Annotated in this window: 1 protein-coding gene; it reads left to right on the top strand. The window is 67.2% G+C overall.

Annotation, left to right across the window (positions count from 1 at the left end; all coding sequences use genetic code 11):
- Window positions 1–3694 (top strand): amino acid adenylation domain-containing protein (locus ACFE99_RS23960; RefSeq protein WP_375489215.1); only part of this gene is annotated, 3694 nt, incomplete at both ends.

Raw genomic sequence — 3694 nt, 5'->3', positions numbered from 1 at the left:
GTATGTGGCCGGTGCCGGGGTGGGCTGTGGGTATTGGCGGCGGGCCGGGTTGACCGCGTCGCGGTTTGTGGCGTGCCCGTTCGGGGGTGCCGGAACACGCATGTATCGCACCGGGGACCTGGTTCGCTGGCGCGCCGATGGTCAGCTGGATTATCTGGGCCGCGCTGATGATCAGGTCAAGATCCGCGGGTATCGCATCGAACTCGGCGAAATCCACGCAGCCCTGGCCGCTTTGGACGGGGTGTGGCAGGCGGCGGTGGTCGCCCGCGAGGATCAACCCGGCGACAAACGCCTGGTGGGCTATGTCACCGGCACCGCCGACCCCGCCGCGTTGCGCAGGGCGCTGGCTGACCGGTTACCCGAGTACATGGTGCCGGCCGCGGTGGTTGTGTTGGACGCCATCCCATTGACGGTCAACGGCAAACTCGACAAACGCGCTCTGCCCGCACCCGAATATCAGGATGTTGATGGGTACCGGGCTCCAGGTAACGCGCTGGAGGAGCTGCTGGCCGGCATCTACGCCCAGGTGCTCGGTATGCAGCGGGTCGGAGCCGACGACTCGTTCTTCGATTTGGGTGGGGATTCGCTGTCGGCGATGCGGCTGGTGGCCGCGGTCAACACCAGCCTGGACGCCAACCTTGCGGTGCGCACGGTGTTCGAGGCGCCCACGGTAGCCCAGCTCGCGCCGCGGATCGGTGTGGGGGATTCGGCGCGGCTGGCGCCGTTGACGCCGGTGGAACGGCCGGCGGTGATTCCGTTGTCGTTTGCCCAGCAGCGGTTGTGGTTTATCGACCAGTTGCAGGGGCCTTCCCCGATCTACAACATGGCGGTGGCATTGCGGCTATGCGGCCAGCTCGACCCGGAGGCGCTTGGGGCGGCGCTGGCCGATGTGGTTTCCCGCCACGAAAGCCTGCGCACGGTGTTTGTGGCGGTCGAGGGGACACCGCAGCAGATAATCCTCCCCGATGAGCAGGCGGAGTTCGGCTGGGAGGTTGTGGACGCGACCGGCTGGCCGGCGGTCCGGCTGGAGGAGGCCATCGCCACCGCGGCCCGTCACAGTTTCAACCTGGCGGGCGAGATCCCACTGGGCGCAAAGCTTTTCCGTGTCGCCGACGACGAGCATGTGCTGGTGGCCGCGGTGCACCATATCGCCGCCGACGGCTGGTCGATCACCCCGCTGGTGCGTGATCTGGGGGTGGCCTATGCCAGCCGGTGTGACGGTCACGCCCCCAGCTGGGCCGATTTGCCGGTGCAGTACGCCGATTACACGCTGTGGCAGCGTCACCTGCTGGGTGATTTCGACGACCCCGACAGCCCCATCGCCGCGCAGCTGACCTATTGGGAACAGGCCCTGGCCGGGATGCCCGAGCGGCTGGACTTTCCCACCGATCGGCCCTATCCCCCCGTCGCCGATCAGCGCGGCGCCCGGATGACCGTCAACTGGCCCGCGCAGCTGCAGCAGCGGGTGGCGCGGGTGGCCCGTGAGCACAACGCGACCAGTTTCATGGTGGTGCAGGCCGCCTTGGCGGTGCTGCTGTCGAAGATCAGCGCCAGCCCGGAGGTGGCGGTCGGGTTCCCGGTCGCGGGACGCCCAGACCCCGCGCTAGATGAATTGGTGGGTTGTTTCGTCAACACCTTGGTACTGCGTGTCGAGTTGGCTGGTGATCCCACCATGGACGAGCTGCTGGCCCAGGTGCGGTCGCGCAGCCTGGCCGCCTACGAGCACCAAAACGTGCCCTTCGAGGTATTGGTCGATCGGCTCAATCCCACCCGAAGCCTGACCCATCACCCGTTGGTGCAGGTGATGTTGGCCTGGCAGGACAACGGCCTCGCGGAACTGAGTCTGGGTGACGTGCGGGTCACTCCGCTGCCGGTGGATACCCATACCGCCCGTATGGATTTGGCGTTTTCTCTGGGGGAGCGCTTCAACCATGCGGGTGAGCCCGCGGGGATTTCCGGTGAGGTGGAATTTCGCACCGACGTGTTCGACGCAGCCAGCATCGAGGCGCTGATCGAGCGTCTCAAGCGGGTGGTGGTGGCGATCACCGCCAACCCGACCCGGCGGCTGTCGTCGATCGATGTCCTCGATGGGGCTGAGCACGCCCGGCTGGATGAGTGGGGTAACCGAGTGGTGTTGGGCCAGCCGGTTATCACGCCGGTGTCGATTCCCGCGCTGTTCGCCGCGCAGGTGGCACTCAACCCAGATGCGGTGGCGCTGACATGCGGTGAGCAGGTGTGGACGTACCGCGAGCTCGAGGAAGCGTCCAACCGGTTGGCGCATCGCTTGGCCGCCCATGGGGCGGGCCCGGGTGTGTCTGTGGCGCTGCTGTTTTCCCGTTCGGCCGAAGCGATCGTGGCGATCCTGGCCGTGCTGAAAACGGGGGCGGCGTATTTGCCGATAGACCCCGCACATCCGGCGGCCCGCATGGAATTCCTGCTCGATGACGCCGCGCCCATCGCCGCGCTCACTACGGCGGACCTGCGGTCGCGGCTGGACGGGCACGACCTGATGGTCATCGATGTCGACGAACCCGCTGGGGAAAGCCAACCCGGCACCGCACTGCCGCTCCCGAAAGCGGACGCTATCGCCTACCTGATCTACACCTCGGGTACTACCGGGGTGCCTAAGGGCGTGGCAATCACCCACGACAACGTCACCCAGCTGCTCGGATCGTTGGATGCAGGCCTGCCCGCGGCAGAGGTGTGGACGCATAGTCACTCGCTGGCCTTCGACGTCTCGGTGTGGGAGATCTTCGGCGCGCTGTTGCGTGGTGGGCGACTGGTGGTGGCGCCCGAGTCGGTCGCGGCGTCACCGCAGGAGTTCCACCAGGTGCTTGTTGCTGACGGGGTTACTGTGCTCACCCAGACCCCGTCTGCGGTGAAGGTGCTCTCTCCTGAAGGGTTGGAGTCGACGGCGTTGGTGGTGGTCGGCGAGGCCTGCCCCGCCGAGGTGGTGGACCAATGGGCGCCGGGGCGAGTGATGATCAACGCCTACGGCCCTACCGAAACCACTATGTGTGTGGCGATCAGCGCACCGTTGACGCCCGGATCCGGTGTGCCGATCGGTTCGCCGGTGGCGGGAGCGGCGCTGTTCGTGCTCGACGGCTGGTTGCGCCCAGTGCCCGCAGGGGTCGTCGGGGAGTTGTATGTGGCCGGTCGCGGAGTGGCGTGTGGATATGTGCGGCGGGCCGGGCTGACTGGGTCGCGGTTTGTGGCGTGCCCGTTCGGGAGGCCGGGGGGGCGGATGTATCGCACCGGTGATCTGGTGCGCTGGCGCGCCGATGGCCAGCTGGATTACTTGGGCCGCGCCGATGATCAGGTCAAAATCCGCGGGTATCGCATCGAACTCGGCGAAATCCAGACGGCATTGGCCGAGCTGGATGGGGTGCAGCAAGCGGTAGTGATCGCCCGCGAAGACCGCCCCGGCGACAAACGCCTCGTCGGCTATATCACCGGCACTACCGATCCGGTCCAGGCGCGTAGCACCCTGGCCGACCGACTTCCGGCGTACATGGTCCCGTCCGCGGTAGTGCCCTTGGACGCGCTGCCGTTGACGGTCAACGGCAAACTCGACACTCGAGCCCTGCCCGCGCCGGACTACAGCGACACCGAGCGGTACCGCGCCCCGGCCACCGCCATCGAGGAGATCCTGGCCGACATCTACGCGCAGGTGCTGGGCCTGCAGCGGGTGGGG

The organism is uncultured Mycobacterium sp. (assembly GCF_964249325.1).
Classification (GTDB): Bacteria; Actinomycetota; Actinomycetes; order Mycobacteriales; family Mycobacteriaceae; genus Mycobacterium.
Note: the sequence above shows the minus strand (reverse complement) of the source record. Positions and strands in the feature narration are given on the sequence as shown.